The organism is Mesorhizobium sp. STM 4661 (genome assembly GCF_000359125.1).
Classification (GTDB): Bacteria; Pseudomonadota; Alphaproteobacteria; order Rhizobiales; family Rhizobiaceae; genus Mesorhizobium.
This window is the reverse complement of record NZ_CAAF010000065.1, coordinates 93373-118867: the sequence shown is the minus strand read 5'-3', so window position 1 is coordinate 118867 and position 25495 is coordinate 93373. Positions and strand designations below refer to the sequence as shown.

The following is a 25495-nucleotide window of genomic DNA, read 5'->3' as shown; positions in this document are numbered from 1 at the left end:
CCGAGGCTCCGGTGTCGGGAGAGGCAATGCGGGAATATTATTCGATCACCGAACTGACCCGCGAATTCGAGGTGTCGACGCGGACCTTGCGTTTCTACGAGGACGAAGGGCTGGTGCAGCCGGTACGGCGCGGCCGCACGCGGCTGTTCCGCCCATCCGACCGGCACCTCATCCGCCAGATCATGCGCGGCAAAAGGCTCGGCTTCTCGATCAACGAGATCCGCGAAATCATCCAGATGTACAAGGAGCCGCCCGGCGAGGTCGGCCAGCTCAAGCTGATGATCAAGCGCATCGAGGAAAAGCGCGAGGATCTCAGGCAGAAGCGCCGCGACCTCGAGGAGACGCTGGCCGAGCTTGACCAGGCCGAGGAATCCTGTGTCGAGCGGCTGGTGGAGCTCGGCGTCAACACTTGAGCGGCCTGGCACGGCTCAAATCCAACGCCGAACTCTTTTTGCATAGTCCCGGTACTTCTTGCCGAATTTCGCCGCCAGTATTTTCTCCTCGCCCTCGACGGCGGCCTTCTGCGTTGCGAAGGCGGCGATGAATGCCATCGGCAGGAACCAGGCGATGCCCGATACGAAGGCGACACCGATCATGAGCAGCGTGTTGGCCAGGTAGATCGGGTTGCGGCTGATGGCGAAGGGGCCTGACGTGATCAGATGCTCCGGCACGCCATTGGGGTTGAGCGTCGTTTTCGCCCGGATCATGGTGCGGATCGCCGTGAACCAGAGTGCGACGACGCCGAACAGCGCCACAAGACCGGCAGCGAACAGGATGTCGCCGAGAAGGTCGCCGATCCATGGCAGTGGGTAGAACAGGCCGAGCGCGATGCTGATGGCGATCGCCGCGAGATAGATCAGCGGCGGCCATGGGATTGTTCCGTGCTTCGGCTGTGTGCCGGTCATTGTTGCCCTCCCTCCATCATCTTGCTTTCGGTGCTGGCGGTACAGGTGCTCGCCAGGTCGGCAAGATGCGACTTCCATTCGGCGGTCTGGTCGCCGCTGTAGAGCCGATCGAGCGTCGCCTCGCCTCGCAGCGTATCCAGCATGCACCCACAATAGCTGGAGCAGAATTCCTTGTCGCGCTGTTGCTCGCACGATACCTGGCAGGATTTGAAGAAGCTGACGTCCCTGTTTTCAGCGGGAGCGGGCATGATTTGCGAAAACAGCCAGACCGAGCCGATCAGCACCGGCTGGTGGATCAGGTAGAAGGCGAGGCTGTGCCGGCTGATGAACACCAGTGGATTTGACCAGCGGCCGGCCGTGAGGTTCGCCAGCAGCGCCAGCACCCTGGAGGCGGAGCCGAGTTTCGCCGCCGCGATGCCCAGCAGCACGGCGCCGAACCACGGAAACAGCGGCACATAGTCGTTGGAGCGCGGATTGGACGCCGACAGGCCGACCCACCACAGGGCCGGATGGTCGAAGATTTCGGACCTGAAATAAAAAGGTGCGGCGATGACGAGGGCCGCGACAACAAGTGTCAGCAGCGCCGGCAGCCTCAGGAACGCCAGGCCGAGCAGGCTGGCCAGCGCGATCTCGTGCAGTATGCCGAAGAAGATGAAGCCGTTCGGCGTGGCGAGCCTGGTGATAACAGATATGGCAAGTGCCGCCCCGGCGACCATGGCGAAACGCTTCCAGAAGCCGGACCAGCGGATCTGTTTACCATGAGCGAGATACAGGCTGACACCGACCAGGAACAGAAAGCTCGAGGCGATGCAACGCGCGTAGAACTTCCACCAGCCGAAGGCGGTCAGGCCGGGATCGGTGTAGCCGAAGAATTCGAGGTTCCAGGTGAAATGGTAGCTCGCCATGGCAAGCAGGGCGATGCCGCGTGCGATGTCGATGGCGACGATGCGCTTCGGCTTCGGCGAATCCTGAACGGTGGCGGTCGACGTGGGAATGCTCATGGTCTCGCAATTCTGATTCAGCGGTGAAAGACGACTATCACGATTGGGCCGGACAACAGAAGGCGGGTCATGCATGTCCTCGGTGCTCGTTCGTGCTGGTGCCGCATCAAGGCCAGCATTAGAGCGACGTGCGTCCACTTGGACGCACAAAGTACGCTCTAACACTTTTGAATCTACGCATCGTGCTTTCCGAAAATCGAATCCGATTTTTGGGCCGACGCTTTAGGCCAGCGCCGGAAAGCCTTTGGCCAGCTTCGCTTTTTGCCGCGAACGCGTCGGTTTCCTGTTACCGGGCGAGGAATTGCCACGGCAGATTTGGGCCCGCGTTCTGCTTTGGGCGATTCTGCTTCGGGGAAGGCAATGGCTACCCATGTGCGCCATCCGATCGGGCTTCCGGCCTTGCGACCGGCGGATGCACGCACCTTCGCCTCGCTCTATGCGGTCGAATCCTTCGCGCGCGCCACCGTGTCGAGCGTCATCCCGATCCAGGCCTATGAAATCCTCCGCAACGAACAGATCGTCTCGATCCTCTACACCGTCGTGGCGCTGCTCGGCCTGTCGGTGACGCTGTTCATGCCGATGCTGATCCGGCGCTTTGCCCGGCGCTGGGTCTACACCGCAGGTGCCTGCCTGCTTGCCGCCGGCTCGCTGTTCTTCGTCACGCACACGCTTGCCGGGCAATTGGTGGGCATGCTTTGCCGCGTGATGGGCGCCAGCGCGCTGTCCATCACGCTCAGCCTCTACATCATGGACCACATCCGCAAGACCGATTTCACGCAGGCCGAATCGCTGCGCATGGCGTGGTCGATGCTCGCCTGGACCAGCGGGCCGACACTCGGCATCTTCCTCTACACGCGTTTCGGCATCTATGCCGCGCATGGCGCGGTCGCCATCTTTGCCATGGCCCTGCTGGCGCTGTTCTGGACCTACCGGCTCGGCGACAACCAGTCGATCCGCCCGGGCAAGACGCGGCCGGTCAATCCGCTGGCCAATATCGGCCGTTTCGTCGCGCAGCCCAGGCTGAGGCTTGCCTGGCTGATCGCCTTCGGCCGTTCCTGCTTCTGGACGACGTTCTTCGTCTACGGGCCGCTGTTCATGGTGATCACCGGCGAGGGCGAACTCGCCGGCGGCCTGCTGGTCTCGGCGGGCAATGCGCTGTTGTTCACGGCCATCTTCTGGGGCAGAGTGGGACAACGTTTTGGTGGCCGGCGAACCATGACATCAGCCTATTTCGCCATGTCCGCCATGCTGCTGGCGGCGGGTGCCGTCGGCGAATCCGTGCCGTTTCTTACCGGCGCCTTGCTGCTGTGCGGCGCATTCTTCGCCATCGCTCTCGACGCGCTGGGCTCGACCGCCTTCATGCGCTCGGTGCGGTTCTACGAGAGGGCGCAGATGGCGGCGGTCTATCGCACCTATCTCGACTTTTCCGAGTTGACACCGCCGCTGGTCTATTCGGTCGTGCTGGCGTTTTTCGGGTTGGGCTCGGTCTTCGCCACGCTCGGCCTGCTAGCGGCGGTCTGCGGTTTTGTTACGTGGCGCTATCTGCCAAAATCCCTTTGATATTCAGGGCTTGGGCGAATGTGTTACATGGCGCTCGCGTACCCAATTGTGGAAGCGGTGCAGGTCGTACTCCTCGGGCATCAGCACGCCAGCCTTGTGGCGCATCGAGCGCAGGCCCTTCTGATTGACTTCGCAAATCGCGGCGTCCTCCTCCAGCACTTGCCTGCCGAAGGCGACGATGTTGTCAATGTCCGCCGCTGGATCGGCGAGCGCTTCGGGCGAAAAAAGCCATTCGGCGGTGAGTTCGGTCTGTTCGGGACCGAGCGGCGCCAGCCGGACTGTCCGGACATAGTCGACATGACCGACAACGAACATCGACGGCAGGCTGGTGGCGTAGGTCTGTCCCGCTGCGCGCTCTGCCGGCGTCAAATCGGTAAAGACCGGGCCATGGGCATGACCGTCTTGCGACCACGTCTCGGCTCCGGCCCTGAGGCCACCGGAGAACTCCGGCGCGTCATTGTCGGCATGGTGGGCCCATTCGGGATCGTCATGCCGGCCCATCAGGCCGCGGCCATAGATCGGCACCAGCCGCGACAGATCCTTGTGCACGCCCGGGCAGTGCAGGCATTCGTTGAAGTTCTCCCAGAAGATCTTCCAGTTGCAGTTCATCACCTTGCGCAGCGCATGGCCCGACACCAGCGTTTCCAGCGGCCAGTTGGAGAGGTCGCCGGATGCGGGATCGAAGGCGGTTTCCGCCGAACCGCCAGCATCCTCGGCGAGATTGACGAAGACAAAGCCGCGCCACACCGATAGCGCCACGCGGTAGAGTGGGTGCTCGGCCTTGTCGAAACCTTCGGGCAGAGACTTCGACGGCACGCGCACGAGATCGCCGCGCAGCGAATAGGACCAGGCGTGATAGGGGCAGGTGATAAGCCGAGCCTTCAGCCGCCCCTCGCTCTCCTGGCAGAGCTGCGAGCCGCGATGCCGGCAGGTGTTGTGGAAGGCGCGCAACGCGCCAGTCTCGTCGCGCAGCGCGACGATCTCCTGCGTGCCGATCCGGAATGTCCTGAAAGCCAGCGGCTGGGCAAGTTCGGCCTCGCGGCAGACCAAGAGCCAGCTCTTGTACCAGATGGCGTCGAGATCGCGCTGATAGGCCTCCACATCCCAATAGGCTGACGACGGCAGCGTCGGCTCGGCCCGGGTCAGGCCATTGTAGGGATCGTGCCCGCTCGGACTGGGTTGCATGACAGGCTTCCTGTGATGTGCCAGCCGACACCCCGGAAAATCGTTTGTCAATTGGGGCGACGGCATTGCCGGCTTCGGTCGTGATGCCTAATCATGCCGCGAACAACGGGATCGGGACATGACCGCACGACAGATGTCACTCACGCCCGAACTGGTGGCGCGATGCTGGCGCGAGATCGGGGATGCCGGTCCCGATCCGGACGCAGCGCATCTGGATGACCGCGACTATGACGCGATGCTCGACGAATTGCAGGCTGAACTCGCCGTCTCCGAACCGCTGTGGCTGTTCGGTTATGGCTCGCTGATCTGGAAGCCCGAAATCGACCATGTCGAGGAACGGGTCGCGGTGGCGCGCGGCTGGCATCGATCCTTCTGCATGAACATGACACGCTGGCGCGGCACCAAGCAGAGCCCGGGGCTGATGATGGCGCTGGACCGCGGCGGACAATGCAAGGGTGTCGCCTTTCGGCTGAGCGATGGCGATCGCCGCGCGCAGCTCGACAAGCTTTTTCGGCGTGAGGTGACACTGAAGCCGACGAGCTATCATCCGCGCCTGCTCTCGCGGGCAAGCGACAGCGGGCCGTTCAAGGCGCTGGCCTTCGTGATCAATCGCAAGGGAACGACCTATGCCGGACCGCTCGGGGAAGAAGAGATGGTCGAAAAGCTCGCCACATCCTGCGGGCACTGGGGATCGGGCGCCGACTACCTCTACAACACGGTGAAAAACCTGGAAGCGCGTGGCATTCACGATCGCCATCTGTGGCGGCTGCAACGGCTGGTTGCCGAGCGGATCGCTGCCTCGAAGCCTTGAAACCGCGTGGCGCATTCACGCTGGTAACGGGCGGAATTTGGTTTGCCGGGCGATGCAATTTTCCTTATAGTCTCAACCGTCGTCGGTTCCGTTTGGAGCCAAGAGGGAATGCGGTGAGGGTGAATTTCTTGCCCAATGCCGTGGCTGCCCCCGCAACTGTGTGCGGTAGTCCTCTCCATATGCCACTGAAGATTTTTCTTCGGGAAGGTGGGGAAGGGCGCTGATCCGCGAGCCAGGAGACCTGCCGGCGACAGGAAACTGACTTCGATGCCCTCGGGTGGAGGGCGAAAGGACAAGATATGAATACCGCTTCCGTCTCTCTCGGCGCTTCCGTCTCCGCGCAGTCGCGCTTAATGCAGCTCGCGCTTGCCGCGCTGCTCGGTTTTTTCGTCATGGGCTTTGTCGGCTTCTCGCATATCGAGGCCGTCCACAATGCCGCCCACGACTATCGCCATTCCATGGCGTTTCCCTGCCACTGACGAGGAATTGACATCATGACACTGTTTCGCAACGTCGTGTTCATCGCGGCGATCGCAGGGCTTGTGGCCGGCGTCGTTCTCGCCTGCATGCAAGCCTTTGCAACCTATCCTCTGATTTTCCAGGCCGAAGTTTTTGAAAAGACCGGCAGCGGCCAGGGGCCCGATCATGCCGCGGCGGCTCCGGCAGCCAATACCAATGCCATGAGTTCCGCGGCAACGGCGGAAACTGCGATGAGCACGGCTGCGCCGGCACCCGCCGAATCGGCTGCTCCCGCGGAAGAAGACGAAGGCTGGGCGCCGGCCGACGGCTTCGAGCGCTTCGCCTTCAGCGTGGCAGCCAATATCGTCACCGGCATCGGCTTCGCATTGGTCCTGGTCGCTGTCTCGGAATTCGCCGGCGGCATCGGCAATTGGCGCCAGGGCGTGTTCTGGGGCCTGGCCGGCTTTGCCGCGTTCATCCTGGCGCCGGGCCTCGGCCTGCCGCCTGAACTGCCGGCGATGCCGGCGGCCGATCTCACCCAGCGCCAGATTTGGTGGACGGCAACCGTGGTGGCGACCGCGGGCGGTCTCGGCCTGCTCGCCTTCCGCAAATCGCTGCCATTGGCATTGTTGGCTGTGGCCTTGATCGTGGCGCCGCATATTGTCGGCGCGCCGCAGCCCGACAGTTTCGAGACCGCGATCCCGGAAGGCCTGCATCACCAGTTCGTGGTGGCGGTGACGCTGACCAATCTGGTGTTTTGGCTGGTGTTAGGCGCTGTTGTCGGCGTGGTGCGTGGCCGCTTCACCGGCATGGCGACCAGCCTGCGCGACAGCTTTGCCTGATCGCAAAGGATTGACCTTCATCATCGGTGGTGCGCGCTCCGGCAAGAGCGCGCACGCCGAAACATTGGTGACGGCCTGTCGGGGGCCGTGGACCTATATCGCGACGGCGCAAGCCTATGACGACGAGATGCGCGAGCGCATCGCGCTGCACCGATCGAGGCGTGGCGAGGGGTGGACGACGGTGGATGCGCCGCTCGACCTTGCCGGCGCGCTCGCCGCATTGCCTGACGGCCGGCCGGTCCTGATCGATTGCCTGACGCTGTGGCTGACCAACCATATGCTGGCCGAACATGATTTTGAGGCCGAAAGCCGGCGGCTGGCCGATGTGCTGTCGCGGCCGCGCGGGCCGTGGTTCGTGGTCGCTAACGAAGTCGGCCAAGGCATCGTACCCGACAATGCGCTGGCAAGGCGCTTTCGCGACGCTGCCGGCCGGCTCAACCAGCAGGTCGCAGCAGTGGCCGACACGGTGCTTTTGATGGTGGCGGGGCTGCCGCTCAAGGTGAAGCGAGATGACCGATATTAATGCCAAGACCATTGAACAGGGGGACGAGGAACGCCATCGCGCCAAGATGGCCAAGCGCAAGGCGGTGCAGGACGCCGAAGTGGCGGCAAAGACGATCGAGAAGGGTCTGCTGATCGTCAACACCGGGCCGGGCAAGGGCAAGACCACCGCCGCCTTTGGGCTGGCGCTGAGAATGCTCGGCTACGGCAAGCGCGTCGGCGTCGTCCAGTTCATCAAGGGCAAATGGCACACCGGCGAGAAGGATGCCTTCGCCGCCTTCGGCGACCGTGTCGTCTGGCATGCGATGGGCGAGGGTTTTACCTGGGAGACACAGGATTTGAAGCGCGACATCGCGGCGGCCGAAGCCGCCTGGGCCAAGGCGCTCGAACTGATGGCCGATCGGTCAATCAGCCTTGTGGTGCTCGACGAATTGAACATCGCGCTGCGCTACGACTATCTCGATCTCGACAAGGTTGTCGCGGCACTGAAAGGCCGGCGCGAAGGCTTGCATGTCGTGATCACCGGCCGTAACGCCAAGCCGGCGCTGGTCGAGGCCGCCGACCTGGTCACCGAGATGGGCGTGACCAAGCACCATTTCTCGGCCGGCGTGAAGGCGCAGCAAGGGATAGAGTTCTGAGAAGTTTTTACCCTCCGTCCCGGAGAGGGTAGGTCACGCGACCAGAACGATCACCGCGATCATGCCGAACAGCGCGATCAGCAGAAAATCGGCCGTCCGATAGAGTTGTAGCGCCTGCCTGATGTCAGCGCTCTCGGCCTCACGCCGGCCGCCGTCGCCCATGAACGCATCCTCGACCATGACGCCGCCATAGCTGCGCGGCCCGGCAAGGGAGAGGCCAAGCGCCCCGGCCATTGCCGCTTCCGGCCAGCCGGCATTGGGCGAACGATGTTTTCTCGCGTCACGCCGCACAGTGCGCCAGGCATTTTTCGCATCGGCGCCTCTGACGAAAAAAGCCGCCAGCACGATCAGCAGCGCGGTCAACCGCGACGCCGGCAGGTTGATCAGATCGTCGAAACGCGCCGCCGCCCGGCCGAATGCCTCATGGCGCGGCGTGCGGTGGCCGATCATCGAATCGGCGGTATTGGCGGCCTTGTAGGCGACGCCGCCGGGGAGCCCGCCGACGCCGATCCAGAAGGCGGGCGCGACAATGCCGTCGGAAAAATTCTCGGCCAGGCTTTCGATCGCGGCGCGGCAGACGCCGGCCCTGTCGAGCGTTTCGGGGTCGCGGCCGACAATGTGCGAGACCGCGACACGGCCGACGGCAAGCCCGCCATTGTCGAGTGCGTCGGCCACACCCTCGACATGCTCGGCCAGGCTCTTCTGCGACAGCATCGACGTTGCAAGAATTGCCACGACGAGCAGACCGGAAGGAAAGATCTGCCACAGCAGGATTTCTACCACCAGGGCGATGATCCCCGGCACCAGCACGATGACCAACAGCGCCTGAACACCGCGCCGGCGACGCAGCGCGTCGGAATCAGCATCGCGGTTGAGCCGACGATCGAGAAGGGATATCAGCCTGCCGAACCAGGTGACGGGATGGCCGACATGACGGAACAGCCAGTCCGGATAACCGAGCGCGAATTCGATAACCAGTGACAGGAAGGCGATCAGGAACGACATGAAGCTTCTTGATGGAGCGGTGGCAGCAGTGGATCATGGCGGAAGCCTTGGCCGGGCGAGGGCGCTCTTTCCCCACGCGCCGCAGCCTTTTGTCGACCTCTCGACCGGTATCAATCCGCACTCCTATCCGCTTTTCGAGCTGCCCGCCACCGCCCTGTCACGGTTGCCGGAGGCCGCGCGTCTGCGCGAACTGACGGATGTCGCGGCGAGCGTCTATGGCGCACCATCGGCGGCGAATGTGGCGGCGGCGCCCGGTACGCAGATTCTGTTGCCGCGCGTCGCTTCGCTGGTAAAACCCGGCAAGGCGCTGGTGCTCGGCCCGACCTATGCCGAACACAGCCGAGCGGCGGCGATCGCTGGCCATGCGGCGGCGGAGGTCGATGATTTCGAGGCGCTTGCCGCGGCCGACATCGCCATCATCGTCAATCCCAACAATCCGGACGGGCGCGTCGTCGAGCGCGAAGACCTGCTTCGGCTTGCCGGGAAATTGCGCGCCAACGGTGGCCTGCTGGTCGTCGACGAAGCCTTCATGGATGTCGGCCCGCGCGCGCAAAGCCTTGCCGGCGATGTCGAGCAGGGCGGCATCGTCGTGCTGCGCTCCTTCGGCAAGTTCTTTGGCCTGGCCGGCCTGCGGCTTGGCTTTGCCTTGGCCGACGCGCTGACCGTCGAGCGGCTGGAAGCGCAATTCGGGCCATGGGCGGTTGCCGGCCCGGCGCTTGAATATGGCATCCGTGCACTGGCCGACACCGATTGGCAGGCCGGCATGCGGCGCCGGCTGTCCGAGGATGCGGCGCGGCTCGATGCGCTGTTTGACCGCTTCGGCGTTCCCGTCGCCGGCGGCACCACGCTGTTTCGCTATGTCAGCCTTCCGGACGCCGCCGGCCTGTTTTCGGCGCTCGGCGAACGCGGCGTCCTGCTTCGGCATTTCTCCGATCGGCCGCACGTGCTGCGCGGCGGATTGCCGGGCGAGGACGAGGAATGGCGGCGGCTCGAATCGGCTCTTGCGGACTGGGCTTCGCGGCGCGACGATGCCGCCAGGGAGATCAAGCGATGATCCATGTCTGCTCGCTGTCGAAGGTCGAGGAAACGGTGACGAAGACCGGCGCCGAGCGGCTGCTTTCGCTGCTGGCCGCCGGGACGGAGGTGACACGGCCGGCCTCGATCGCCAGGGAGAACCATCTGCACCTCGTCATGCACGACATTGCGGTGGCGCAGGACGGCATGACCATGCCGGGCGAGGAACACGTCCGCAACCTGCTCGATTTCGCGCGCCGGTGGGATCGTGCAAGGCCGCTGGTCGTCCATTGCTATGCCGGCATCAGCCGTTCGACCGCCTCGGCCTACATCATCGCGGCTGCATTGGCGCCGAAGCGCGACGAGGTCGAATTGGCTGAGACTTTGCGTGCTCTGTCGCCCTCGGCAACACCCAATCCGCGGCTGATTTCCGTCGCCGACACGCTGCTTGACCGAAACGGCCGGATGATCGACGCCATCCAGGCGATCGGGCGCGGCGCCGATGCCTTTGAAGGCACGCCCTTCGCGCTGAAGATCGACGGCTAGTTACGCGAGCCAATCGGCGAGCTTCGCCTTGCGCACATCCTTCAACAGGCCGATGAAACCGTCAGCCTGATGCTCGGCGGTCAGCCGGCCTTTTTCGGCCGTCGCAATGCTGGCGTCGCCCACCACGCCGTTCGGGTTGAGGTCGGTGGCAATCCAGGCAAAGGCGTGCGTCCCGGTGTGGCGCAGCAGCGAAAACTCTTTTTCGGCGCGAGCGACGTTGGAAACGAAATTGTCGGCCTTGCCCACATCGACGAGATCCGGCCGGAAATGCAGCATCAGCGAGGTCTCGACATCGCCGCCATGGATACCGTGACGATCCTCGAGCTCGGTGAACATGCCCGCCGGCCGGCCAAAGCGCTGCCAGTTCGTCTTCACCGCCAGCATTTTGGCGCGCACGCGCAATTCGCGCGTGACGATGCCCATGATCTCCTCGTTGCCGCCATGCGAGTTGACGACGATCAGTTTCCTGACGGCGGCCCGCGCGACCGACTGGCCGAGCTCGGTCCAGGCCTCGACCAGGGTCGTTGCCGGCAGGGTGAGCGTGCCCGGCGCATACAGATGCTCGTTCGATTTGCCCACCGCCTGGACCGGCAGGATGCGGATGTCGAGATCGCCGGGCAGGCGGGCGATCACCGTTTCCAGCATGCCGTTCATGATCGAGGTGTCGGTCGAAACCGGCAGATGCGGGCCGTGCTGTTCGATCGCCGCCACCGGCAGGATGGCGATCGTCGCCTCAGGGTCGATCGTGGCGTATTCGGTGGTCCGATAGTCGCCCCACCACACGCGTCTTTTTGCAACGCTCATGTCATGCCTTTTTCGATAGCTTGGCCTTTTCGATAGCGTGGCCTCTTCGATGCAAGGCCAGACCTAGCGCGGGAAGGGTCGCCTGTCGATTCACCCCGCCGCGATGACCTCGATCTCGACCTTGAACTCAGGCCGGGCGAAACCGGAAACGATCATCAACGTCGAGGCCGGCGCCGGGCTCGAAAACAGCCGGTCGCGAACGTCCATATAGGGCCTGAGGAAGGCGCGGTCGGTGACATAGGCGTTGATGCGGACGATGTCTTGAAGTCCAAGCCCGGCCTCGCCGAGGATCGCCGCTATGTTCTGGAAACAGAGTTCGGCCTGGGCGCCGGCATCCTCCGGGATTTGATCATCCGATGTGATGGCGACCTGGCCCGAGCACAGCACCAGCCGCTTCCCCGCGGGCACCTCGACGCCGTGGCTGTAGCGGGCGAAAGGTGGCTTGATCGACTTCGGCGTGAGGAATCTGAACATGGCAATCTCCTGTTTGCGGCCAGCGTAGGACCGGACCGGTGGGGCCTTCAAGATGTGGTGCATGCCATCGGTGCAATTGTGGACAGGCGTTCAAAAAATAGGCACGATGCATCCCATACAGCATGACCCGTCCAGTCTTCGCATGCGGTTATTGCGCAAGCGGGCGGCCTTGCTGGTGGCATGTGTCTTGCTTCTTGAATCGACGGTGTCGAGCCCGGTGCGTGGCGTGCCGGAGCAAACAAAGGGTGGTGTTCATGTACGGAAAACGGAAGATCTCGGCGAGCGCCATCGCGCTGCTTGCCGCAAGCACGCTCAGTGCGGCAGCGAACGAGAAGGTCACCTTCGGCACCAACTGGCTCGCCCAGGCCGAGCACGGCGGCTACTATCAGGCAGTCGCTGATGGCACCTATGCCGCTTGCGGGCTCGACGTAACGATCATGCAAGGTGGCCCGCAGGTCAGCGGGCGGCCGCTGCTGCTCGCCGGCAAGATCGACTTCTACATGGGCGGCAACATGCTGCAGGCCTTCGACGCCGTTCAGCAGGAGATTCCGCTGCGCGTGGTCGCCGCCTCCTTCCAGAAAGAGCCGCAGGTGATCATGGCCCATCCGGGTCAGGGGCTCGACAAATGGGAAGATTTGAAAAACGCGGACCAGTACATACTGAGCGACGAGGGTGCACAGAGCTACTTCCAGTGGATGATCACTGAATTCGGCTTCGACCCGGCCAAGCGCGTGCCCTACACCTTCAACCCCGCGCCCTTCATCGCCAACAAGAAGTCGATCCAGCAAGGTTACGTGACCTCGGAGCCCTATGCCGTCGCCAAGGAAGGCGACTTCCAGCCCAATTTGTTTCTGCTCGCTGACTACGGCTTCGACACCTACGCGACGACGATCGAGACCATGCAGGACACGATCGACAAGCGCCCGGAGGTCGTGCAGTGCTTCGTCGATGGCTCGGCCAAGGGCTGGTACAATTATCTCTACGGCGACAACGCTGCCGCCAACGCGGCGATCAAGAAGGACAATCCCGACATCAGCGACGAGCAGATCGCGTTTTCGATCGAGCAGATGAAGAAATTCGGCATCGTCGATTCTGGCGATACCGAAAAACTCGGCATCGGCGCGATGACAGACGAGCGCATCCAGAGCTTCTACGACAAGATGGTCAAGGCGAAGGTCGTGCCGGACGGCGTCGATATCAAGAAGTCCTACACGCTTGCCTTTATCAACAAGAGCGTCGGGCTTGACCTGAAGAAGTAGGCCGTGAAGCTGGAGAAAGTGGCGCAAGCGCCTGTAAACGCATCGGGTGAAGCCGCGATACTGCTGGCGCTGCGCGATGTCGGCAAGGTCTTTTCCAACGGTGTTGCGGCGCTCAGCAACGTCAATCTGACGATCCGGGAAGGCGATTTCCTCAGCCTGCTCGGACCGTCGGGCTGCGGCAAATCGACGGCGCTGCGGTTGATCGCCGGTCTGTCGACGCCGACCTCGGGCGTGCTCGACTGGCGCGGCAGTAGCTCCTTCGACCGCTCTGACATCGGCTTCGTCTTCCAGGAGCCGACGCTGCTGCCCTGGGCCGATGTCTTCGACAATGTCTGGCTGCCGCTCAGGCTGAAGGGCGTTTCGCGGGCCAAGGCGGCGCCTTCTGTCATGGAGATGCTGGCGCGGGTCCACCTGACCGGTTTCGAGAATGCCGTGCCGCGCGAACTGTCCGGGGGCATGAAGATGCGCGTCTCGATCGCGCGCGCAATGGTCAACAGGCCGCGCGTGCTTTTGATGGACGAGCCGTTCGCGGCGCTGGACGAGATCACCCGCTTCAAGCTCAACAACGATCTTCTGGAGCTGCGGCAGGACGAGCGCTTCACCGTCGTCTTCGTCACCCACAGCGTCTTCGAAAGCGTGTTCCTGTCCAACCGCGTCGTCGTCATGGCGGCGCGGCCGGGGCGCGTGTTCAGGGAATTTGCCGTCGATGCGCCCTATCCACGTGACGAGGCGTTTCGCACCTCGCCCGACTATGCCGCGCTCTGCCGCCAGGCGTCCGACGTGCTGATCGGCGCCATCAACTCAACCGCCGGATCGCATCATGACGGCCATTGAAGAACACACGCCGACGCTCGATCCCGAGGAGGCGCGCCGCCTGCGCCAGGAGCGGCTCGAACGGATCGGCAGATGGATCCTGCCGCTGGCGATCATGATTCTGGCGATCTGGCTGTGGGATCGCATCTGCGTCTGGAACGACATTCCGAAATACATCCTGCCGCGTCCCGGCGTGGTGCTGCAAACGCTCCATGACGATGCCGGGCTGTTGTTCTCCTCGCTGCTGGTGACGCTCAAGATCACCTTTCTCAGCCTGCTTCTCGCCGTCGTCGGCGGGGTCGGGCTGGCGGTGCTGTTCGCGCAATCGAAATGGGTGGAGATGTCGTTCTTCCCCTTTGCCATCGTGCTGCAGGTGACGCCGGTCGTCGCGATCTTCCCGCTGATCAACATCTATGTCGACAATCAGACGACGAAACTCCTGCTCTGCGCCTGGATCGTCGCCTTCTTTCCGATCCTCTCCAACACCACACTCGGCCTCAACTCCGTCGACCGCAATCTGCGCGACATGTTCAAGCTTAACGGCGCGACCCGCTGGCAGCAATTGCGTTATCTCAGGCTGCCGGCGGCGATGCCCTATTTCCTTGGCGGGTTGAAGATCGCCGGCGGCCTGTCGCTGATCGGCGCCGTGGTGGCGGAATTCGTCGCCGGCGCCACCGGGCAGTCTTCGGGTCTTGCCTCGCGCATCATCGAGGCCGGCTATCGGCTCAATGCACCGCGGCTGTTCGCGGCGCTGATCCTGATCTCGCTGACCGGCATATTGATCTTCCTGGTGCTGTCGCTGGTGTCGCATCTGATCCTGCGGCGCTGGCACGAAAGCGCCCTGAAGCAGGAGCGGTAGGGTGGTTGGCGCCGTTACCCCCCTCTGTCCTGCCGGACATCTCCCCCTCAAGGGGGGAGATTGGACTTCATTTTGGATTTCGCCAATTACTGACGTGGCAAGACGTGTGCCACGGGTGAAGCTGCCGATCTCCCCCCTTGAGGGGGAGATGTCCGGCAGGACAGAGGGGGGTGCGGCTTGATACCAGCCTCTGGTCCTTATCATCTTGCCAGCGTCCGTGTTCATCAGTCGCTGACGCCCGGCCTTGCCGCGGCATATGACAGCGACGGTTTCGCGCTTGCCGATATCGCCGTCGCCGACGGCAAGATCTCCAGCATTGCCGCGCATGGCCGATCCAAGGCACCGGCGGGCGCGATCGATCTTGGCGGGCGCATCGTCATGCCGTGTTTCGTCGACTGCCACACCCACATCGACAAGGGCCATATCTGGCCCCGAAAACCCAATCCCGACGGCACCTTCATGGGCGCATTGAATGCCACAGGCGCCGACCGCGCCGCCCGCTGGAGCGCCGAGGACGTCGCGCGCCGCATGGATTTCTCGCTGCGCTCGGCCTACGCGCATGGCACCAAGGCCTTGCGCACCCATCTCGACAGCGTGGCGCCGCAGGAGGAGATCTCCTGGCCGGTGTTCGAGACGATGCGGGAGACGTGGCGCGGCCGTATCGAATTGCAGGCGGCCTGCCTGCTCGGCATCGAAGGCGTGCGCGACAGGAAATGGTTCGAAGGACTGGCCAAACGCGTGGCCGCGGCCAAGGGCGTGCTCGGCGTCGTCACCTATATGGTGCCGGACCTCGAGGAACTTCTCGACCAGGTGTTCGCGCTGGCGATCAAGCATGGGCTCGATCTCGATTTCCATGCCGACGAGACGGACGATGTTTCCGCGATCTCGCTGAAGAAGATCGCCGAGGCGGCGCTGTGGAACGGTTTCGAGGGCAACATCCTCGTCGGCCATTGCTGTTCTCTGGCGCGTCAGCCGGACCTCGACGTACTCGACACGCTGGACAAGGTGGCGAAGGCGGGGCTCGCCGTGGTGTCGCTGCCGATGTGCAATCTCTATCTGCAGGATCGGCGCGGCGACAACACCACGCCGCGCTGGCGCGGCGTGACGCTGCTGCATGAGATGAAGGCGCGCGGCATTCCCGTCGCTGTCGCCTCAGACAACACGCGCGACCCGTTCCATGCCTATGGCGATCTCGACATTCTGGAGGTCTACCGGATGGCGACGCGCATCCTGCATTTCGACCATCCTGTCGGCGACTGGCCAAAGGCCGTAACAGAGACGCCGGCCAAGGTGATGCGGCTCGACGGCTTTGGTGCGCTCGCCGCCGGCGGCACTGCCGATTTTGTCGTCTTCAAGGGGCGAAGCTGGACGGAATTGCTGTCGCGACCGGAATCTGATCGCATCGTGGTGCGCGATGGCCGCGCCATCGAGCGCCAATTGCCCGACTATGCCGAACTCGACGAGCTGATGGTGAAGTAATGGATATTGCGGCGCTCAAGCGCGACCTCGACGGCCTGAAGATCGACGACCATCCGGCGATCGTTCAGCAGAAGAGCCGCGACTTCTACTGGTACAGTCCGGTGCTGAAGCAGCAGCTCGACCATGTCACCGGCGACCTGATCGTGACGCCGAAAACCGAGGAGGAGGTGATCCGCTTGCTGGCGGCCTGCCACCGGCACGGCGTTCCGGTAACACCGCGCGGCAGCGGCACCGGCAATTACGGGCAGGCCATGCCTTTGTCCGGCGGCGTGGTGCTCAATCTCGCCGAGATGAACGCGGTCAAGGCGATCGCGCCCGGGCGCGTCGTCACCGGGCCAGGCGCCGTTCTGGCCGAGATCGACAGAGCGACGCGGGCGCATTCGGGCCAGGAGCTCAGGATGTCGCCATCGACCTACAACACCGCATCGATCGGCGGTTTCGTTGCCGGTGGCTCGGGAGGCGTCGGCTCGATCCGCTGGGGTGGCCTGCGCGACCTCGGCAATGTCATCCGGCTGCGAACCGTGACGATGGAGGCGGAGCCACGCGTCATGGAGCTTACCGGCGAGGACGTGCTGAAGGTCATGCATGCCTATGGCACCAACGGCATCATCACCGAGGTCGAGATGCCGCTGACGGCCGCTTACGACTGGGTCGACGTCATCGTCGGCTTCGACGATTTCATGGATGCGGCCGGCTTCGGCGACGATCTCGCCGTCCAGGATGGCATATTGGCAAAACTGATCACGCCGATCGCAGCACCGATCCCGTATGATTATTTCAAGCGCCATCAGAAATTCTTCCGCCGCGAGCAGAGCATCGTCGTCCTGATGATCGCGCCGCATGCGATGGACGCCTTCCTCGCCTTCGCGGCGCGCAGCAAGGGCGAGATCGTCTTCCGCGCCGACAAGGAGGCCGATTTGAAGGGCCTGCCGCCGGCCTATGAATTGACCTGGAACCACACGACATTGCGCGCCATCAGGGTCGATCCCACGATCACCTATCTGCAGGCCCGCTACCCGTCGCCCGATCATCTCGCTCACGTCAAGGCGATGGTCGATCGCTTCGGCGACGAAGTGCCGTCGCATCTCGAATTCATTCGCTTCGACGGCGCGATCGGCGTCGCCGGCCTGCCGCTGGTCCGTTTCACCACGGCGGAGCGACTCGACGAGATCATCCGCATCCATGAGGACAATGGCTGCTGGATCTTCAATCCGCATCGCTACACGCTGGAAGAGGGCGGCATGAAGCAGACCGACGAGGTGCAGCTTGCCTTCAAGCGCGAGACCGACCCGCAAGGGCTGCTGAACCCCGGCAAGATGATCGCCTGGGAGAACCCGGATTACGACTACCGTTCGGGCAAGTCGTTTCTGTTCAAGGGCTTGCAGAAGGCGGGCTGAGTCGATGAAGAGCGTGTGGCGCTTTACCCCCCTCTGTCCTGCCGGACATCTCCCCCTCAAGGGGGGAGATTGGCAGTTCCATCGTCTCGACCATCTTCCAACGTCGTCAACTGGCGAAAGCGATACTGACAGCCGATCTCCCCCCTTGAGGGGGAGATGCCCGGCAGGGCAGAGGGGGGTGCCTCGCGCTGACCTGCGAGATGTTCTCCTGTGAACATCCTCGTCCTCTACGCCCATCCGGTCGAAACCAGCTTCAACGCCGGTCTGCATCGGACGATCGTCGAACGATTGACGGCCGCCGGCCACGCGATCGACGACTGCGATCTCTATGCCGAGAATTTCGATCCGCGGCTGACGCGGGCCGAGCGGCTCGGCTATCACGATATGCGCGGTGCTGATGATGCGGCAGCGCCTTATGTCGAGCGCCTGCTGCGGGCAGAAGCATTGGTGCTGTCATTCCCGGTCTGGAATTACGGCTATCCGGCGATCCTGAAAGGCTTTTTCGACCGCGTCTTCCTGCCCGGCGTGTCGTTCAGGCTGGTCGACGGCAAGGTGCAGCCGACGCTGCACAACATAAGCAAGCTGGCCGCTGTCACCACCTATGGCGGCAGCCGGTTCCGCGCCATGTTGATGGGCGACCCGCCGCGCAAATTGGTCAACCGCATGCTGCGCGCTACCATCAAGCCCGGCGCATCCGTCTCCTATCTGGCGCACTATTCAATGAATCTGTCGACCGACGGGACGCGCAAGACGTTCAAGGCGAAGGTCGCGGCCAGGATGGATGCGTTCTGATTCGGGGGAGGTTTTGCGGAAGCTTCCTTCTCTCCTTGTTTGTGGGAGAAGGAAAAAGAACTACATCCGCACTCGCTCGGCCTTCGGATCGTACATCGGCTTGAGCGACGCCTCGGCGGCGAAGCGCTCGCCGGCGATCTCGATCTCGTAGGACGACGACAACACGTCCGCCTCGCTCTCGCCCTTGCACTCGATATAGCCAAGTCCGACTGCGCCGCCGAGATGATGGCCGTAATTGCCCGAGGTGATCGGGCCGACGATCTTGCCGTCGCGCAGAATCGCCTCATTGTGGAAGAGCAAAGGCTGCGGGTCGGTCAGGCGGAACTGGACCAGCCGGCGTGACAGGCCGGCCTCCTTCTTCTTCAGTACCGCATCGCGGCCGAGAAAATCGCCCTTGGCCGTTTTGACCGCAAAACCAAGCCCTGCTTCCAGCACGTTGTCCTCATCGGTGATGTCGTGGCCGAAATGACGGAAGGCCTTTTCGATGCGGCAGGAATCGAGCGTATGCAGACCGCAAAGTTTCAGGCCGACATCGGTGCCGGCCTCCGCGATCGCCTCGAAGACATGGGCTGCCTGGTCGGTCGAGACATAAAGCTCCCAGCCGAGTTCGCCGACATAGGTGACGCGGTGGGCACGGGCCAGCCCCATGCCGATCTCGATCTCCTGGAACGTCCCGAACGGATTGGTTTCATTGGAGAAATCGTTGGGGCTTACCTTCTGGATCAGCTTCCTTGCGTCCGGACCCATCAGGCAGAGCACGGCTTCGGCCGCCGTCACATCTGATATGACGACGAATTCGTCCGCGAGATGCTTGCGCAGCCAGGCCAGATCGCGTTGCAGCGTGGCGCCCGGCACGACGAGGAAATAGGCGGTTTCCGACAAGCGCGACACGGTGAGGTCGCTCTCGATGCCGCCGCGCTGGTTGAGCATCTGGGTGTAGACGATCTTGCCCGGCGCCACGTCCATGTCGTTGGCGCAGAACCTTTGCAAGAAAGCACAGGCATCGCGCCCCTCGACTCGGATCTTGCCGAAGGAGGTCATGTCGAACAGGCCGACGCCGTTCCTGACGGCCAGATGCTCCTCGCGCTGGTTGTCGAACCAGTTCTGCCGCTTCCAGGAATAGCGGTATTCGCGCTCCTGGCCTTCGCGGGCGAACCAGTTGGCGCGCTCCCAGCCGGCGACTTCACCAAAGACGGCGCCGCGCGCCTTCAGATGCTCGTGCAGCGGCGAGCGCCTGACATTGCGCGAGGTTGCCATCTGGCGATAGGGGAAATGGTCGGCATAGAGCAGGCCGAGCGTTTCGGAGACGCGCTCCTTGAGATAGCGGCGGTTCTTCTGGAACGGCTGGGCGCGGCGGATGTCGACTTCCCAGAGGTCGAAGGGCGCTTCGCCATCATTGATCCATTGCGCCAGAGCCATGCCGGCGCCGCCGGAGGATACGATGCCGATCGAATTGTAGCCGGTCGCCATCCAGTAGCCCGACAGTTCCGGCGCCTCACCGAGATAGTAGCGATCGTCAGGCGTGAAGCTTTCGGGGCCGTTGAAGAAGGTATGGATGCCGGCGGTCGCCAGCATCGGCATGCGGTTGACGCCCATTTCGAGGATCGGCTCGAAATGATCCATGTCCTCGGGCAGCTGGTCGAAACAGAAATCCTCGCGAATGCCGTCCATGCCCCACGGTTTTGCCACGGGTTCGAAGGCGCCGAGCATCATCTTGCCGGCGTCTTCCTTGTAGTAGGCGCATTCGTCCGGCACGCGCAGCACCGGCAGGCGGGTCAGGCCGGGGATTGGCTCGGTGACGAGGTAAAAATGCTCGCAGGCATGCAGCGGGATGGTGACGCCGTTCTGGGCCCCGAGTTCACGCGCCCACATGCCGGCGCAGTTGACGACGATGTCGGTGTCGATCGTGCCTTGCTCGTCGCCTTGCGTCCAGGACACGCCGGTAACGCGGCCGGCCTTGGTGTGGACCTTGGTCACCTTCACGTTCTCGACGATGGTAGCGCCGCGCTGGCGCGCACCCTTGGCCAGCGCCATGGCGATGTTGGCCGGGTCGCATTGGCCGTCGAGTGGCAGGTGGACCGCGCCGACCACATCGGAAACATTGAGATGCGGATACATCTCACTGACTTCGCTGGGCGAAATCTCGCGCACATCGACATCGAAGGCGCGGGCGAGAGACGCCTGCCTATAGATCTCGTGCTTGCGTTCCTCGGTCAGCGCCACGGTGATCGAGCCGACCTGGCGCATGCCGGTGCCGACCTCGGTCTCGGCTTCCAGCTTGACGTAGAGGTCGGCCGAATATTTCGCCAGCCGCGTCATGTTCTGCGAGCCGCGCAACTGGCCGATCAGGCCGGCGGCATGCCATGTCGTGCCCGATGTCAGCTGCTTGCGCTCGAGAAGCACGATGTCGGTCCAGCCGAGCTTGGCCAGATGATAGGCGACCGAACAGCCGGAGACGCCGCCACCGATGATGACCGCCCTTGCTTTGGTAGGGATGGCCCTGGTGGGGATGGTCTTGGCGGTCATGCGGCCTCGCGGCGATAGCTGGAAGCGAAGCGGCGCAGGCGAGTGGCTGCTTCCTGCAGCACGGGCTCGGGCTGGCAAAGGCTGACGCGGATGTGACCGGCGGCTGCCTCGCCGAAGCTGGAGCCCGGCATGACGCCGACCTTTTCCGTGTCCAGAAAAGCCCAGGCGAATTTCTCGTCGTCCGGCTCGATGGCTGAGATATCGAGCATGGCAAACATGCCGCCTTCGGAGCCGCGTACAGTGACGTTGTTCATGCCGCGCATGGCGTCGAGGAAGAGGGTGCGCCGCGCCGCATAGCGTTCGGCGATCTCCTTGACGCCATAGCCGTTTTCGAGCGCTTCGGCGCAGGCGATGCTGATGAAGGCCGGCAGGCCGTAGGTCGTCACCAGATTGAGGTTGATCAGCAGCGAGATCATCGCTTCGGGGCCGGTCAGCCAGCCCATGCGCCAGCCGGTCATGCCGTGGCTCTTGGACATCGAATTGATGACCAGCGTGCGCTCGGCCATGCCGGGCAGAGCGCGGGGCGAGATATGCTCGCCGCCACCCAGCGTCCAGTAGACTTCGTCCGACAGCAGCCACAGGTCATGTTCCCGGCAGACCTGCGCCAGCTCTTCAAGATGCTGTCGCGAATAGACGGCGCCGGTCGGATTGTTCGGCGTGTTGATGAGGATGGCGCGCGTGTTCGACCGAAGTGCCGCGCGAATCATGTCCGCGCGGGGCTGAAAACCATCCTCGGCCGGCGTCTCGACGACGGTGAATTCCGCACCCGCCGCACTGAAAGTGTTTGGATAGGTGGCGTAATAGGGCGCGACCACGATGGCGTGGTCGCCGTGGTCGAGGACGGCCTGCACGGCAGCGTAGAGTGCTGCCTGTCCGCCCTGCGTGGCGATGACCTGGTCGGGGCTGGTCGGGACGCCGGTGCAGGCGGTCGAGGCTGCCGCCATTGCCTTGCGCAGGCGCGGAAGGCCGGGAAGCGGCGTGTAATGGTGATTGCTGCCGCGAACCGCCGTCACGCAGGCTTCGATCGTCTGGCTCGGCGTATCGAAATCATGGTCGCCGACCGACAGCATGATGATGTCCTCGCCGGCCTCCTTGCGTGCCCAGGCGGCGGAATGAACCTCCCAGCCATCCTTGCCCGAAGGCACGATGCCGGAAATACGCGATGACGGTCTGGGCATTATGCGACTCCCGAGATTTGGTAGCCGGCCTGTTCTAGCCGGTCGCGCAGAGTGGCGATGTGGGCCGGGCCGACTTCACAGCAACCGCCGACTATGCCGGCGCCGGCTTCGACCCAGCCGATTGCCTGGTCGGCATAGGCATCAGGGCCAAGATCGTGGCGGGCGTGCAGCACGTCCACGGTGGTGCCATGCTTGAGCGCCTCGATCGACGTGAAGCCATTGGCATAGGCGCCAACCGGGCCGCCGAGAGCGATCAGTTCGGGTAGTGCCGCAGTGATCGCTTCAGGCCGGCAGCAATTGATCAGCCTGGCTGCGACCGGCAGGTCGCCGAGCGCGCTCGTCGCTGCCGCTATAGCCTCGCCGCTGCGCAGGCGCGGCGTGCCGTGATCGGCGAGCGTCCACGACACCCATATTGGCTTGCCGCTTTCCGAGGCCGCGGTGACGGCGGCGCGTGCTTCCTCGGCCGAGGCCATGGTCTCGCACAGGAACAAGTCGACGCCATCAGCCTGCTCGGCGACGATACGGCGGTAGGTGTCGAGCGTCTCCTGGAAGGAAATGGTCAGCGCCGGCGCGTAGCTGCCGAACAGCGGTGACAGACAGCCGGCGATGGCCACGTCGCCGGCGTCGTCGCGCGCCTGCATTGCGAGCTCGATGCCGCGTTTTTGCAACGGCTCGAACAGCGCTTCCGCACCCTCGCGCGCCAGGCGCTCGGGTGTCGCGGAGTAGGTGTTGATGGTGATGACGCGGGCGCCCGCCCGAATGAACTCCGCATGCAGGTCGCGCACCAGATCGGGCTCGTCGATCAACACCCTGGCCGACCATAGCGGTGTCGGCTCGGATTTGCTGCGGCGGACCAGTTCCTGGCCCATGCCGCCGTCGGTAAGGATGACGGATTTCATGCGCGCAATCTTTCGTTTTTCGGATCCCACAGCGGTTCATCCTTTTGCACGATCGCCTTGAAGCGGTCGCCGAAGATCTCGACCTCGACCGCGGTGCCGGGTTCGACGAGGTCGGCGCGCAGCATGCCGAGCGCGATCGACTTGTCGATGCGATGGCCCCAGCCGCCCGACGTCGTCTCGCCGACGATCTTGCCATCATGCCAGAGCGTCGACATGTAGGGCGCATCGCAATCGCCGGGATTTTCGACGACCAGCGTGACGAAGCGCTTCTTAACGCCTTGCTGCTTTTCGTTGAGCAGCGCCGCCTTGCCGCGGAAGTCGGGCTTTTCCCACTTGACGAAGCGCTCCAGCCCGCCCTGCAGGATCGAGTAATCTGTCGACAGGTCGCCCTTCCAGGCGCGGTAGCCCTTTTCGAGCCGGAGCGAGTCCAGCGCGTACATGCCGAATGGTTTCAGTCCGTGCTTCTGGCCGGCGGCCCAGACGGCGTCGAAGACAGTAGGGGTGTCGCCGACCTTGGTGTGGATTTCCCAGCCAAGCTCGCCGGCGAAGGAGACGCGCACCAGCTTCGCCCAGCGACCGGCGATGGTCGTCTCCTGATGGGTGAGCCAGGGCAGGGCAAGATCGGCGGCGCAGACCTCCGCGAGGATCGTTCGCGAATTGGGGCCGGCGAGGATCTGCGTCGAATATTCCTCCGTCCGGTCGATCAGCTTGAACGGCGCATCCTTGGGCATGCGCGATTTCAGCCATTCGAAATCGTGCCACTGCGCCACCGCCGCGGTGATCAGCGTCATCTGGTCCTCGCCGTGGCGCACGACGGACATTTCGGTGACGATGCGGCCCTTGTCGTCGGAAAAGTAGACGAGGCCGATGCGGCCCGGCTTCGGCACCAGACCGGTGACCTGTCGGCTCAGCCATTCGGCGGCGCGGGGACCTTCGAGGTTGAACCGAGAAAAACCGGGCAGGTCGAGGATGCCGGCGGCGTCGCGCACGGCGAGGCATTCTTCGTGAACGCGTTGCTGCCAGGGGCCATCACGGCGGAAGGTCAAAGTGGCTTCTTCCGAAATGTCGTCGCCCGGCCCGGCGTACCAGGTGGCGCGCTCCCAGCCATTATAGGCGTCGAAGCGGGCGCCGAACGCCCTAGTGCGATCATGGATCGGCGACAGCTTGCGGTCGCGCCCGGCCGGCCAGGCATGGCGCGGGAACTGGATGGCGTATTCGTTGCCGTAGATCTCCATGCCCTTGGCCACGCAATAGTCCGGCGCGGCGGCGAATGAAGTCAAGCGGCGCGGGTCGCAGGACCACATGTCCCATTCCGTCTGGCCCTCGGTGATCCATTCGGCCAGCACCTTGCCGGCGCCGCCGCCTTGGGCGATGCCGAAGGTAAAGACGCAGGCCTCGAACGCGTTGGGCACACCGGGCGTCGGCCCGATCAGCGGGTTGCCGTCCGGTGCGTAGGGGATCGGACCGTTGATAACCTTGGACAGGCCGGCCGTACCGAGGATCGGCACGCGGGCGACGGCATCGGCGAGGTAGTGCTCTAGACGGTCGAGATCGTCGGGGAAGAGCTGGAAGGAGAAATCCTCCGGCATCGGATCGTTATGGGTTGCCCAATGGGCACGGCAATTGCGCTCATAGGGGCCGAGATTCATGCCGGTCTTTTCCTGGCGCAGATAGTAGGAGGTGTCGACGTCGCGCAGCAGCGGCAACTTCTTTCCCTGTTCCTTCGACCAGGCCGCCAGTTCGGGGATTTCCTCGAACAATATGTACTGATGGCTCATCACCATCATCGGCACCTCACGGCCAAACATCCGGCCGACCTCGGCCGCACGGTAGCCGGCGGCGTTGACGACGATCTCGCAGCGGATTTCGCCTTGCGCTGTTACAACCACCCATTCGTCCCCGTCGCGGCGCACGCCGGTCACCGGGCAGAAGCGGATGATCTTCGCGCCCATGTCGCGCGCGCCCTTGGCCAGCGCCTGGGTCAACTGCGCCGGGTCGATGTCGCCGTCACTCGGGTCGTAGAGCGCGCCCTTCAGATCATGGGTTTCGATGAAGGGATAGCGGCGCCTGATCTCGTCCAGCCCGACCACGTCGATGTCCATGCCCTGGTAGCGGCCCATGCCCTTGGCGCGCTGGAATTCCTGCATCCGCTCGTTTGTGTGAGCCAACCTGAGCGAGCCGGTGACGTGGTAGTTCATGGGGTAGTCGACCGCGTCGGCCAGCCCGCGATAGAGCTCGGTCGAATAGCGCTGCATGTTCATCAGCGACCATGACGAGGAGAAAGTCGGCACATTGCCGGCGGCATGCCAGGTCGAGCCCGATGTCAGCTCGTTCTTTTCCAGAAGCACGCAGTCGGTCCAACCCGCCTTGGCGAGGTGATAGAGCGAGGAGGCGCCCACGACACCGCCTCCGATGATCACCACGCGTGCCGTGGTCGGCAAACCGGCCATGTTCTTCTCCAAACCCCAAAGCGCGTTGCGCTTCTATTTTGTTTTGATGCATGTCGTTGTCCCAAAACCGCTACGCACTTTTGGGCGACATGCATTGG

Annotated in this window: 25 protein-coding genes and 1 riboswitch; of the genes, 15 read left to right on the top strand and 10 right to left on the bottom strand. The window is 63.6% G+C overall.

Annotated elements, in window-relative coordinates; all coding sequences use genetic code 11:
* The first annotated feature begins 26 nt into the window (after positions 1-26).
* Positions 27-413 (top strand): MerR family DNA-binding transcriptional regulator, encoded by a 387-nt coding sequence (locus MESS4_RS21910; protein WP_006335629.1) that lies wholly within the window; start codon positions 27-29, stop codon positions 411-413.
* A 15-nt stretch (positions 414-428) separates the two neighbouring features.
* Here MESS4_RS21910 and MESS4_RS21905 read toward each other — a convergent pair whose 3' ends face one another.
* Both MESS4_RS21905 and MESS4_RS21900 read right to left on the bottom strand, forming a co-directional pair.
* Positions 429-905 (bottom strand): isoprenylcysteine carboxylmethyltransferase family protein, encoded by a 477-nt coding sequence (locus tag MESS4_RS21905; protein ID WP_006335628.1) that lies wholly within the window; start codon positions 903-905, stop codon positions 429-431.
* Positions 902-1906, bottom strand: coding sequence for a DUF1624 domain-containing protein (locus MESS4_RS21900; protein ID WP_006335627.1), 1005 nt, complete (start codon positions 1904-1906; stop codon positions 902-904). Before MESS4_RS21900 ends, MESS4_RS21905 begins: the two co-directional genes overlap by 4 nt.
* Before the next feature lie 360 nt (positions 1907-2266).
* Between MESS4_RS21900 and MESS4_RS21895 the strand changes: the two genes are divergently transcribed.
* Complete coding sequence (locus MESS4_RS21895) at positions 2267-3466, top strand: MFS transporter (RefSeq protein WP_006335625.1); 1200 nt, start codon at positions 2267-2269, stop codon at positions 3464-3466.
* 3 nt (positions 3467-3469) lie between these two features.
* Here the strand turns inward: MESS4_RS21895 and MESS4_RS21890 are convergent, their stop codons facing one another.
* Entirely contained in the window at positions 3470-4651 is a 1182-nt protein-coding gene (locus tag MESS4_RS21890; protein WP_006335624.1) for an aromatic ring-hydroxylating dioxygenase subunit alpha, read from the bottom strand.
* Positions 4652-4769: 118 nt separating this feature from the next.
* Here MESS4_RS21890 and MESS4_RS21885 point away from each other — a divergent pair, with 118 nt between their 5' ends.
* From MESS4_RS21885 to cobO, 5 genes are all read left to right on the top strand, one after another.
* Positions 4770-5462, top strand: coding sequence for a gamma-glutamylcyclotransferase (locus MESS4_RS21885; RefSeq protein WP_006335616.1), 693 nt, complete (start codon positions 4770-4772; stop codon positions 5460-5462).
* Positions 5463-5528: 66 nt separating this feature from the next.
* A riboswitch (cobalamin riboswitch) is annotated at positions 5529-5726 on the top strand.
* A gap of 35 nt (positions 5727-5761) precedes the next feature.
* The gene (locus MESS4_RS21880; RefSeq protein ID WP_036241843.1) at positions 5762-5941 is read left to right on the top strand and encodes a CbtB-domain containing protein; all 180 of its coding nucleotides are present in this window, start codon (positions 5762-5764) and stop codon (positions 5939-5941) included.
* 15 nt (positions 5942-5956) lie between these two features.
* Positions 5957-6763, top strand: a complete 807-nt coding sequence (locus MESS4_RS21875) for a CbtA family protein (protein ID WP_006335614.1) — start codon at positions 5957-5959, stop codon at positions 6761-6763.
* Complete coding sequence (gene cobU, locus MESS4_RS21870) at positions 6756-7286, top strand: bifunctional adenosylcobinamide kinase/adenosylcobinamide-phosphate guanylyltransferase (RefSeq protein WP_036241842.1); 531 nt, start codon at positions 6756-6758, stop codon at positions 7284-7286. The genes MESS4_RS21875 and cobU overlap by 8 nt, the downstream gene beginning before the upstream one ends.
* Positions 7273-7902, top strand: a complete 630-nt coding sequence (gene cobO / locus MESS4_RS21865; protein ID WP_006335612.1) for a cob(I)yrinic acid a,c-diamide adenosyltransferase — start codon at positions 7273-7275, stop codon at positions 7900-7902. The genes cobU and cobO overlap by 14 nt, the downstream gene beginning before the upstream one ends.
* Before the next feature lie 33 nt (positions 7903-7935).
* On the opposite strand, the gene cbiB is transcribed toward cobO, so the two are convergent.
* Complete coding sequence (cbiB, locus tag MESS4_RS21860; protein ID WP_006335611.1) at positions 7936-8907, bottom strand: adenosylcobinamide-phosphate synthase CbiB; 972 nt, start codon at positions 8905-8907, stop codon at positions 7936-7938.
* Here cbiB and cobD point away from each other — a divergent pair.
* Positions 8906-9961, top strand: coding sequence for a threonine-phosphate decarboxylase CobD (gene cobD / locus MESS4_RS21855; RefSeq protein ID WP_081609819.1), 1056 nt, complete (start codon positions 8906-8908; stop codon positions 9959-9961). The two genes, cbiB and cobD, sit on opposite strands and share 2 nt — an antisense overlap.
* Positions 9958-10467 carry a tyrosine phosphatase family protein gene (locus MESS4_RS21850; protein WP_006335609.1) on the top strand — a complete coding sequence of 170 codons (510 nt, stop codon included), beginning with the start codon at positions 9958-9960 and terminating at the stop codon, positions 10465-10467. Before cobD ends, MESS4_RS21850 begins: the two co-directional genes overlap by 4 nt.
* On the opposite strand, the gene MESS4_RS21845 is transcribed toward MESS4_RS21850, so the two are convergent.
* Both MESS4_RS21845 and MESS4_RS21840 read right to left on the bottom strand, forming a co-directional pair.
* On the bottom strand, positions 10468-11271 hold the full coding sequence (locus tag MESS4_RS21845) for a creatininase family protein (RefSeq protein WP_006335608.1): 804 nt from the start codon (positions 11269-11271) through the stop codon (positions 10468-10470).
* 90 nt (positions 11272-11361) lie between these two features.
* Positions 11362-11745 (bottom strand): RidA family protein, encoded by a 384-nt coding sequence (locus tag MESS4_RS21840; protein WP_006335607.1) that lies wholly within the window; start codon positions 11743-11745, stop codon positions 11362-11364.
* A gap of 254 nt (positions 11746-11999) precedes the next feature.
* On the opposite strand from MESS4_RS21840, the gene MESS4_RS21835 reads away from it, so the two are divergent.
* The 6 genes from MESS4_RS21835 (at position 12000) to MESS4_RS21810 (ending at position 18344) form a co-directional block, all read left to right on the top strand.
* Positions 12000-13004 (top strand): ABC transporter substrate-binding protein, encoded by a 1005-nt coding sequence (locus MESS4_RS21835; RefSeq protein ID WP_006335605.1) that lies wholly within the window; start codon positions 12000-12002, stop codon positions 13002-13004.
* Positions 13005-13007: 3 nt separating this feature from the next.
* Positions 13008-13838, top strand: coding sequence for an ABC transporter ATP-binding protein (locus MESS4_RS21830; RefSeq protein ID WP_006335604.1), 831 nt, complete (start codon positions 13008-13010; stop codon positions 13836-13838).
* Complete coding sequence (locus MESS4_RS21825) at positions 13825-14676, top strand: ABC transporter permease (RefSeq protein ID WP_006335603.1); 852 nt, start codon at positions 13825-13827, stop codon at positions 14674-14676. Before MESS4_RS21830 ends, MESS4_RS21825 begins: the two co-directional genes overlap by 14 nt.
* 177 nt (positions 14677-14853) lie before the next feature.
* On the top strand, positions 14854-16155 hold the full coding sequence (locus MESS4_RS21820) for a cytosine deaminase (protein ID WP_006335602.1): 1302 nt from the start codon (positions 14854-14856) through the stop codon (positions 16153-16155).
* Positions 16155-17552, top strand: coding sequence for an FAD-binding oxidoreductase (locus tag MESS4_RS21815; protein WP_006335601.1), 1398 nt, complete (start codon positions 16155-16157; stop codon positions 17550-17552). Before MESS4_RS21820 ends, MESS4_RS21815 begins: the two co-directional genes overlap by 1 nt.
* A gap of 210 nt (positions 17553-17762) precedes the next feature.
* Positions 17763-18344: an NAD(P)H-dependent oxidoreductase gene (locus tag MESS4_RS21810; protein WP_006335600.1), complete on the top strand. Its 582-nt coding sequence runs from the start codon at positions 17763-17765 to the stop codon at positions 18342-18344.
* A gap of 60 nt (positions 18345-18404) precedes the next feature.
* Here MESS4_RS21810 and MESS4_RS21805 read toward each other — a convergent pair whose 3' ends face one another.
* From MESS4_RS21805 to MESS4_RS21790, 4 genes are read right to left on the bottom strand one after another with little or no spacing between them, the layout of a single operon-like run.
* Positions 18405-20870, bottom strand: coding sequence for an FAD-dependent oxidoreductase (locus tag MESS4_RS21805; protein WP_006335599.1), 2466 nt, complete (start codon positions 20868-20870; stop codon positions 18405-18407).
* Entirely contained in the window at positions 20867-22048 is a 1182-nt protein-coding gene (locus tag MESS4_RS21800; RefSeq protein WP_006335598.1) for a pyridoxal phosphate-dependent aminotransferase, read from the bottom strand. Before MESS4_RS21800 ends, MESS4_RS21805 begins: the two co-directional genes overlap by 4 nt.
* A complete protein-coding gene (locus MESS4_RS21795) occupies positions 22048-22947 on the bottom strand; it encodes a homocysteine S-methyltransferase family protein (protein ID WP_006335582.1) in 900 nt (299 codons plus the stop codon). Before MESS4_RS21795 ends, MESS4_RS21800 begins: the two co-directional genes overlap by 1 nt.
* Complete coding sequence (locus tag MESS4_RS21790) at positions 22944-25397, bottom strand: FAD-dependent oxidoreductase (protein WP_006335581.1); 2454 nt, start codon at positions 25395-25397, stop codon at positions 22944-22946. Before MESS4_RS21790 ends, MESS4_RS21795 begins: the two co-directional genes overlap by 4 nt.
* Positions 25398-25495 lie beyond the last annotated feature (98 nt).

Coding starts and splice junctions, on each gene's coding strand:
- MESS4_RS21910 (WP_006335629.1), top strand. CDS start 27: ATGCGGGAATATTATTCGATCACCGAACTGACCCGCGAATTCGAGGTG.
- MESS4_RS21795 (WP_006335582.1), bottom strand. CDS start 22,947: ATGAAATCCGTCATCCTTACCGACGGCGGCATGGGCCAGGAACTGGTC.
- MESS4_RS21845 (WP_006335608.1), bottom strand. CDS start 11,271: ATGAGCGTTGCAAAAAGACGCGTGTGGTGGGGCGACTATCGGACCACC.
- MESS4_RS21875 (WP_006335614.1), top strand. CDS start 5,957: ATGACACTGTTTCGCAACGTCGTGTTCATCGCGGCGATCGCAGGGCTT.
- MESS4_RS21800 (WP_006335598.1), bottom strand. CDS start 22,048: ATGCCCAGACCGTCATCGCGTATTTCCGGCATCGTGCCTTCGGGCAAG.
- MESS4_RS21895 (WP_006335625.1), top strand. CDS start 2,267: ATGGCTACCCATGTGCGCCATCCGATCGGGCTTCCGGCCTTGCGACCG.
- MESS4_RS21905 (WP_006335628.1), bottom strand. CDS start 905: ATGACCGGCACACAGCCGAAGCACGGAACAATCCCATGGCCGCCGCTG.
- cbiB (WP_006335611.1), bottom strand. CDS start 8,907: ATGTCGTTCCTGATCGCCTTCCTGTCACTGGTTATCGAATTCGCGCTC.
- cobD (WP_081609819.1), top strand. CDS start 8,906: ATGAAGCTTCTTGATGGAGCGGTGGCAGCAGTGGATCATGGCGGAAGC.
- MESS4_RS21850 (WP_006335609.1), top strand. CDS start 9,958: ATGATCCATGTCTGCTCGCTGTCGAAGGTCGAGGAAACGGTGACGAAG.
- MESS4_RS21890 (WP_006335624.1), bottom strand. CDS start 4,651: ATGCAACCCAGTCCGAGCGGGCACGATCCCTACAATGGCCTGACCCGG.
- MESS4_RS21825 (WP_006335603.1), top strand. CDS start 13,825: ATGACGGCCATTGAAGAACACACGCCGACGCTCGATCCCGAGGAGGCG.
- MESS4_RS21880 (WP_036241843.1), top strand. CDS start 5,762: ATGAATACCGCTTCCGTCTCTCTCGGCGCTTCCGTCTCCGCGCAGTCG.
- MESS4_RS21885 (WP_006335616.1), top strand. CDS start 4,770: ATGACCGCACGACAGATGTCACTCACGCCCGAACTGGTGGCGCGATGC.
- cobO (WP_006335612.1), top strand. CDS start 7,273: ATGACCGATATTAATGCCAAGACCATTGAACAGGGGGACGAGGAACGC.
- MESS4_RS21840 (WP_006335607.1), bottom strand. CDS start 11,745: ATGTTCAGATTCCTCACGCCGAAGTCGATCAAGCCACCTTTCGCCCGC.
- MESS4_RS21835 (WP_006335605.1), top strand. CDS start 12,000: ATGTACGGAAAACGGAAGATCTCGGCGAGCGCCATCGCGCTGCTTGCC.
- MESS4_RS21900 (WP_006335627.1), bottom strand. CDS start 1,906: ATGAGCATTCCCACGTCGACCGCCACCGTTCAGGATTCGCCGAAGCCG.
- MESS4_RS21805 (WP_006335599.1), bottom strand. CDS start 20,870: ATGACCGCCAAGACCATCCCCACCAGGGCCATCCCTACCAAAGCAAGG.
- MESS4_RS21815 (WP_006335601.1), top strand. CDS start 16,155: ATGGATATTGCGGCGCTCAAGCGCGACCTCGACGGCCTGAAGATCGAC.
- MESS4_RS21790 (WP_006335581.1), bottom strand. CDS start 25,397: ATGGCCGGTTTGCCGACCACGGCACGCGTGGTGATCATCGGAGGCGGT.